The organism is Chitinophaga sp., assembly GCF_035538455.1.
Taxonomy (GTDB): domain Bacteria; phylum Bacteroidota; class Bacteroidia; order Chitinophagales; family Chitinophagaceae; genus Chitinophaga.
Genome location: NZ_DATLKJ010000080.1, coordinates 1 through 8429 on the forward strand (window position 1 = coordinate 1; position 8429 = coordinate 8429).

The following is an 8429-nucleotide window of genomic DNA, read 5'->3' on the forward strand; positions in this document are numbered from 1 at the left end:
CCTGCCTCCTTCTTTACCTTCAACATAATCACAAAAGGCGCGTCATATTTTTTACGCTCCACCGGAATAAAATACTCGTTCCGCTCTATTACCTCAGGCGTAAGAGATACAGACGTATTGTTAAGCAGTGAAGCACTGATGATAGATTGACGTGGCGGTATTTTCACACGCAGGTTACCAGATACCGGTACATTGCACACCACCATGTAAATGGTGTCCGTATCAGCCTTGCGGGTATAATATCCCCAGTCCTGCTTCTCGAGTCCGGCGTAGCCGCAGCCATATACAGCTTCTCCATTATCTTTCATCCAGCTGCCAATCTGCCGCGCAAGCACCTGCTCTTCTGTACGCATGCCCCCATCCCCTTTTGGACCGAAATTGAGTACAAAGTTGCCATTCAATGATACAGACCTTACCAGCATTTCAACCAACTCATTGGCAGACTTGATATGCCCCGACCAGCGCGCATTATAACCCCACTGATTCACAGGTACAGTCATCACGCCTTCCCAGTCGTTACCATGTATATCGCTGATCTTCTCCGGCAGCTTCCTTTCCCAGCCCTGCTCATAATCTCCCATCAGGCGGTTGTTGGAGTCAAAGTGCCGGGCGCCCTTGTCATCCGCACGCAGACGGCTGCCAATGATCAAACCCGGATGCAGCTTTTGCAGATACTGCTCCAGCTCATCAGTAAAAGCACCATCACTTTTCCAGGACTCATCCCAGGTGCCATCAAACCAGAACCCCTTCACAGAAGGATAACGCGTCAGCAACTCTGTCAGCTGGTCCTTCACAAATACTTTAAAACGTTTCCAGGCAACGCTGTCTGCAGCCGACTTCAACGAAGTACGCCAGTCAGGATGGTTCCAGTCAATGATAGAAAAATACAAATACACATCAATACCCTGCTTATTATAGGCATCCACCATCGGGCCCAGTATATCTTTCTTCCACGGTGTGGCTGCCACCGTATAACGTGTATACTTACTGGGCCACAAACAGAACCCATCATGATGCTTCGTGGTAATGATCATATACTTCGCGCCCATGTCTTTCGCCGCCTGCGCCCACTGTACCGGATTATACTGCGTCGGGTTAAACTGCTTGTACAGGTTATCGTAATCCTTATTGGGCATCTCCTTCCAGGATCTGATCCACTCTGCGGCGCCGTTGTATGTCTTCCCGTTCCACTCCCCACCGGGAATAGCATACACGCCCCAGTGAATAAACTGACCGAAGCGCAGGGAGCGCCATCGCTGCATATCCGCATCTGTCCTCAGGCCAATACGATGCGCGCCATGTTCCAACGGAATACTATCCTTCACCTGCTGCGCCACTGCAACCCCTTCCCACAGCAACATACATCCGGCAACTATAAATGTTGAAATGCTTTTCATTGTTCCTTGTTTCATTTGTTGATGGATGGATAAAACTACTTGACCGGTTGCAAATGCCAGGTGACAGTGTCTGTCAGCACTTTGCCATTATGTACACCGGTAGCTTTCAATATATTGGCGCCAGACTTCAACACCACGTTCTCAAAAATAATGTCCTTTGCATTCGCGCCGTTATGACCCGTTACAGGCTTACTGCCATTCACACTCAGTGTTACCTGCTGCATATTACTGAACACTTCCACCTTCACTGCTGCCCGTGTACGCATATTGTTGCGCCGCTCCGCGATATAGATCATCGGCGCAGGATTCCAGTTAGCCTTGTACCAGAAGAAAGCATCTTTCTTTTGCTTTCTGTCATAGGTAATCAGCCCCTTCAGGTTCCTCGCATTCACGCCTCCCCGGTTCCACATCGGTACGGCAAATTCAAAGGTGTTCCAGAGATAGGAAGCCGTAATATACGGATGCTGCTCAATCACCGCCCACTGCTTTACATGCGTGGCCGTCTGATAGGTCTCAGGGAAGAACTGACCACTCACCGGATCAAAGTCAGTGATAAGTGAATCGGTATGTTGATCGATATTCCCGTCCGCGCCATATTCAGTGAGCATGAGCTTATAATCCGGATAATTCTTTTCCAGGCTTTCCACCCATTGCTGTATATCGCCGATACGGCCTTCATACCAGCCGAAGTAACGGTTCATGCCTTGTATATCTGCAGCAAGATTGGCCGGCCTGTTCATCTCGCCATAGCCGCTCACCGATACGGAATACCTGCCCGGATCTTCCGTTTTGGCGATGTCGTTCAGTTGCCTTGTAAGCACCGCTACATGTTCATCCGCCGTTTTACTGTATACCTCGTTGTGCACCCCCCATACATAGATGGAAGGATGGTTGTAGTTCTGTCGTATCAGCTCCGTGAGCTGCTGCCTGGCGTTATCGCCTTCTTTACCTGTGGAGTTATTCACAAACGGTATCTCGGCCCATGCCAGCAGCCCGGTGCTGTCGCATTGCGCATACATGTATGCTGCCTGCTGATAATGCGCAAAGCGTATGGTGGTGGCGCCCATCTCCCGGATCAGGTCCAGGTCCGCTTTATGCTGTGCATTACTGAGCGCACTGCCATAATCCTGCCACTCCTGGTGGCGGGTAACGCCGTGCATCGTATATGCTTTACCGTTAAGAAAGCAACCTCTTCCTGCCACCACTTCAAAATGCCTGAGCCCCAGTGGCTGCGTTACTGCGTCCGTTTCCTGTCCGTCCACAATAACAGAAGTTGTCAGCGAGTACAGGTAAGGATCTTTCAGCCCGTTCCAGAGATGCGGGTTATCTACTGCCAGCTGCGCACGAATGATATTAATGCCCTGCGGACTAAGCGACACTTTCTTAACAGAAACGGCTACACGTTTTCCGCCTCTATCCTTTATCACAGTCTGGATGCTGGCATCCGTATGATGCGCGCGCTTATTCTCTATCTTCGCCATAACGGTAACGGTCGCCTCCTTCTCACTCACATCATCCTGACTGATATAGATACCGGGAGATGCATAATCTGTAGTAGTGATGTTAATATCGTTGGTGATAATCAGGCTTACAGGACGGTACATACCACCAAACACACCGAACAGGAAGTTATTCACAGGAATAATATCCGGCCGCGGTGTATTGTCTGCTTTCAACAGTAATGTATTGTCTGCGCCATACTGTACCACATGCGTAATCTCAAAACAAAAGGCGGCATATGCGCCCTTGTGCTCCCCGATAAACCTGTTGTTCACATACAACCCCGCCACAGACCCTACGCCTTCAAAACGCAGGAACAAACGCTTGCCCTTCAGATTTTCATCTACCCGGAAAGTCTTCCTGTAGCCGGCTTCTCCGGCATAAAAATTCTTTCCTTCCTGCATATCCTTATTATTCCAGGTATGCGGAATATTCACTGCTCCCCAGCCTGTATCAGGTATACTTTTATCATTTACAGGCGCGCCTTTCCTGAATAACCATCCCTCATTAAAGGGAATCACCTTTCTTCCTTCCTGGCTGTAAGCCTTCAGCAACAGCAGCAACAGGACGCTAAAAATCGAGAGTCTTTTCATGAGTTAAAAAAGAGTTTAACAGTCAGCCATTAACCAATGGCTGACTGCTGACAACTTATTGCTGATACCCTTCGTTCTGTGTAAGAACAGCATCTTTATTCACATCTATCTCAGACTGCGGAATCGGCAACCGGAGATTGAAATCGCTGATGGTGGGCGCCACCTTCGGATTGTACTTCCGTACACGTTCTACCAGCTTCCTGGTTCTGATAAGCGTAAGCCTCCGCAACTCCTCTGCGGTCAACTCCCGGGCCCTTTCATCAAGGATGTAATCTATCGTCACTTCAGAAGGTTGTACCAGCGTGGCTTTCGCACGCTGACGAATAACATTGATACTCGCGGCAGCTTCGGCCTGTTTACCCTGCAACAGCTGTGCTTCAGCCAGTAACAGATAAGTTTCGCCTAACCGCATCTGTATCCTGTCCTTGAATGAGCTGGCCCCTTGCGGGTCCTGCGCCTGAAACTCGTACCACTTGGTAGTATGTGCAAAGATATTCTGTATCGTATCAAATCCACTCACCGCTACCGGCTGCCCGAATTTCGTAGAGGCGGGATCGTTATACCAGTATTTACGGCGGATGTTGTAGGAAGAATTCCGCATATCCTGCTGCTCATACAGTTCATATGTCCACCAGTTAGTAGGTCTGATCCTGCCAATGCCGCGGCCGCCAAGCGAATCCGCCACTTTCATACCTGTTACATTAGCATAGAACGGGCCCCATTCGCGTCGGCGCTGATCGAAGGATGCGCCGCCTCCCGGCGTATTATACTGCTGTTCAATCACCCAGATAGCTTCTGTATTTCCCTGACTACGGCGCATATTGCCATAGGTAAACATATCGGCAAAAGGATCTCCGGGCAATGATACCTTGACGCCATATCTTGCAGTAATCAGGCTGTAGAACTTACTGTCGGTAATTCTCCTCGCCGCCGCTTCCGCGTCTGCGGGCTTCCCTGCACGCAGCAACGCTTCTGCCAGCAGCTGCGATGCCACAAACTTTGTAATCCGTCCCTGCTTCTTCGCTGTAGCAGGGTCCGGCAGGTTAGCCTCCGCAAAAGTGAGATCGCTTACAATAAGCTTCACCACCTCTTCTTCGGTAGCCCGCGTGTAATCAGTACGCGGAGCCACTACCGGCGCCGTAATCACCGGCACGCCGCCAAACATCAACGACAAATGATTGTAAGCATAAGCCCGGAAGAAACTGGCTTCTGCTTTATAGAAGGCGCGTTGCGGCGCCGTAAGCTGGGTCTTGGAATCATCTGCTGCCGCAATGATCATGTTAGCCGCATTGATGAGCTTATAACACCAGGTCCAGATAAGCGATACCGCAGCGTTCTGTGAATTGAGGTTCCTGTAATCCTCAAACGGCGCCTGCACAGCATTAGGCTGACCCACAATAGCCATATCTGTACCGGTATAAAAAGTAGCCAGCAACCCCTGCGTGTTGCCGTAATCATTACGGAAGATACTCAACATCCCCGTACTGGCAGATTCAAAACCCAATTCATCTACAAGTGTATTATCCGGACTGTAGGATGATTTCAGCTGCTCATCCAGAAAACTTTTGCTACAGGAATAACTACCCATCAGCAGCATTCCCGTCAACATTACTTTACCTATATATGCGATGTTTTTCATTTCAGAATTTTTTATGATCAGAGACTGATATTCACACCAAGAACCAATGTGGCAGTAAGCGGATAGAAGTCCGGACTTTGCTGCCCTGCGCCCTGTCCGTTGTTCAGCCTGGCTGAACTGGAAGTGATGGAAGACGGCGCCGTTTCAGGGTCCCAGCCCTGCCACTTCGTGAAAGTGGCCAGGTTACGGCCGCTGATGTACACCAGCAGGTTGGAAATCTTATACCGCTGCAACATCTTTTTGTCGAATGCATAACTCAATGTCACGTCCTTAATACGAACGAAAGAAGCATCCTGCGCATATTTATATCCCTTGGGATTGGTGTAAAACAATGAAGGGTTGCTATTGATCTTGTTTTCAGATGTCCAGTAAGGAATAGCTGCAGGCAGGTTGATCGTACCGGCCTGGTCCCGGTTATCCAGAATATTGTTGGAACGCAGTGAACCATGTACGTTCTGTACAAAAATATTCAGCGTGAAGTTTTTGTACGTGAATGTATTGGTCAGTCCTGCAATATACTTCGGCAGCTGTGTGCCGAGGTAGGAACGGTCTGCGGCATCTATCTTTCCACTGTTGTCAATGTCCGCAAACTTAATATAGCCCGGCTTTGCACCTGGATCTATCTTCGCGTCCTCGCCTTCCTGCCATATACCGGTCATGGTATAATCATAGATACCCAGCAAAGGTTTGCCAATGAAAAGGTTGTTGCCTATATCATCTTTGTTATCTCCGTAAAGTGATACCACTTTGTTTTTGTTGAAAGAGATATTAAAGGATGTCTGCCAGGTGAAATGCTCCTGCTGGATGTTCCGGCTGTTCAGCAGCATCTCGATACCCTTGTTGGCGGTTTTGCCTATATTATCGAAGATACTGGTATAGCCTGTGATACCGGGTATTCTTCTTCTCAGCAACAGGTCAAAGGTATTGGTACCATACCCCTCGATGCTACCACTCAGCCGGTTGTTCCACAAAGCGAAATCGATACCTATATTCAGGCCCGAAGTAGTCTCCCATTTGAGGTTGGCATTACCCAGCATATCAGGAATTACACCTACGGCCGTTACACCATCATAGATGTACTGCTCCGTGTTCATACGTGTAAGTGTCTGATACGCACCTACTGCCTGGTTACCGGAGCGACCATAAGAAGCCCTCAGCTTCAGTTGCGACACCACCGGAACACGTGCCATGAATCGCTCATTATGGACATTCCAGCCGGCGGCAATAGATGGAAATACACCATACTTGTTGTCACGACCAAAGCCGGAGAAGCCATCACGGCGCACAGTAGCGGTGAACAGATAGCGGCTGTCGTAAGTATAGTTCACCCTGAACATCTGCGACAACAACGAACTGGAAGAATACGAAGATTCTGTTTTCTGTACCTGTGCAGCTTTCAGGTTGTTATAGTCGAGATTGTCATTTACAAAAGTATTGGCCGTAAGCAGGGAGGTAAACTGCTCATCGCGCTGCGCGCTGTACAGCGCTGTAAAATCCAGCCCATGCTTCTTCCAGGTCCTGGCATAGCTGAGGATATTTTCTACGATCCACTGCTTGTTCTCTTCATTGTATACCTGCGCAGTGCCAAGCATATCGCCCATTTTCCTGCCGTAGTAATCACCGGTGCGGTTAGGTCTGAATGAATAAGAAGCATTCACACGGTATTTAAGACCTTTCAGGAAATCAGGTGTAACCTGTGCATAACCGCTGGCAGTCATATTCTTCTTCCTGTTGACAGCAGGATTGTACAGGCCAAGCAGCGGGCTGGTGTACAACGTCTGCGGGAAGATAGGATACACTTCATAATCACCCTTACTGTTGTATAAGGTACCGTAAGGGCTGATAGAGTTGGCGTCAAAGAGAGTGGCCCTTCCGCCGTCTTCGTTATTGTTCACCAGGAATAGATTGACGCCGGTGCTCAGCCAGGGAGATACGTTTGCGTCAACATTCGCCCGGATGCTCGATCTGTTGAACTGGTATCCTTTGATCGTGCCGCCTTGTTTGAGATAAGTACCGGAGATATAATATTTCACATTTTCAGAACCGCCGGACACACTCAGCTCATGGCTATGGATATAACCCTGCTGGCGGATCTCCTTCTGCCAGTCCACTTCCTTCACGCCATTTGCAAAGTTCTGTTGCTCTGAAAGATAAGGCAGATCCGGCGCAGTGGGGCGTCCTGCCTGTATATTGTACCAATGGTTTTTAGTACGGTATTGTTCACCATTCATCGGCTTCATCACGTTGGTCTGGAACTCAGGCCCCGCATAACCATTATAGGAAACCACCGGCTTTCCCGTCTTTCCCCTTTTGGTGGTAATCATAATAACTCCGTTCGCACCCCTGGCGCCATATATCGCAGAGGCGGAAACGTCCTTCAATATATCAATGGACGCTACATCGTTCGGATTGATGTCGTTATAACTACCGCTGAAAGGAATACCATCCATCACTATCAGCGGTGCATTGCTGGCCGTAATGGATTTAAGACCTCGCAGGTAAAACGCCGGAGAACTACCAGGGCGACTGGAATTACTAACGATATTCACACCGGCAGCAGAGCCCTGTATAGCCTGCAATACATTACTCACAGGCTGGTTCTTCAGCCGCTCTTTAGGTACAGACGCAATGGAACCGGTAACGTCGCTGCGCTTCCTGGTTCCATATCCCACCACAATCACTTCTGTTTGTTGTTCAATAACAGACTTCATCACAACATTGACAGTCGCGCTGCCATTCACAGGCACTTCCTGCGGCTGCATGCCCAGGTAAGAAAACCGTAGCACAATAGCGCCGGCCTGCTGGATATGCAAGGTATAACTGCCATCCGCAGTGGTAGTGGCTCCCTGTGATGTCCCCTTCACGCGCACGGATACGCCCGGCAAAGGATTACCCGTTTCATCAGTTACTCTCCCCCGGATGTCTGCCGGCGGCTGCTCCGCAGCAACGGAGACATTGGCACTTGCTGTAACAGGTTTAGGAAAGATGAACACAGACCTGTTCTCTATCACATATTTCAGAGGCTGGCCTTTCAGCGCCAGGTCAAGGAAATCGCTGACAGATGCATTCGTTACATTCAATGTAACAGGCGTCGCCTTCTCCAGCACTTCCCGGCTGGCCACGACCGTGTAGCCCGACTGGCGGCGGATAGCAGAAAACACCTTCTCCACCGGAACGTTGCGTCCCGACCATGTGATCAGTTGTGCATATCCCGCTGCACTCACATTCATAAAAGCGGTTGTCAGTAACAGGAAAGTCAGTTTCATCACTAACATCATTTTGGCTGAAAACCTGCGCCCG

At 49.4% G+C, this 8429-nt stretch carries 4 protein-coding genes; all 4 read right to left on the minus strand.

Features of this window, described 5'->3' with window-relative positions; genetic code table 11:
* The coding region (locus VM802_RS09115; protein ID WP_325529525.1) for an alpha-L-fucosidase at positions 1–1397 on the minus strand (1397 nt) is incomplete at its 3' end.
* A 35-nt stretch (positions 1398–1432) separates the two neighbouring features.
* Positions 1433–3490 carry a glycoside hydrolase family 2 protein gene (locus VM802_RS09120; RefSeq protein ID WP_325529526.1) on the minus strand — a complete coding sequence of 686 codons (2058 nt, stop codon included), beginning with the start codon at positions 3488–3490 and terminating at the stop codon, positions 1433–1435.
* A 55-nt stretch (positions 3491–3545) separates the two neighbouring features.
* Positions 3546–5129 carry a RagB/SusD family nutrient uptake outer membrane protein gene (locus VM802_RS09125; protein ID WP_325529527.1) on the minus strand — a complete coding sequence of 528 codons (1584 nt, stop codon included), beginning with the start codon at positions 5127–5129 and terminating at the stop codon, positions 3546–3548.
* Positions 5130–5146: 17 nt separating this feature from the next.
* Positions 5147–8429, minus strand: a 3283-nt coding sequence (locus VM802_RS09130) for a TonB-dependent receptor (RefSeq protein ID WP_325529529.1), incomplete at its 5' end; no start/stop codon positions are given.

Excerpts from the sequence above, each read along its gene's own strand:
- VM802_RS09120 (WP_325529526.1), bottom strand. The coding sequence starts at position 3,490 with ATGAAAAGACTCTCGATTTTTAGCGTCCTGTTGCTGCTGTTGCTGAAG.
- VM802_RS09125 (WP_325529527.1), bottom strand. The coding sequence starts at position 5,129 with ATGAAAAACATCGCATATATAGGTAAAGTAATGTTGACGGGAATGCTG.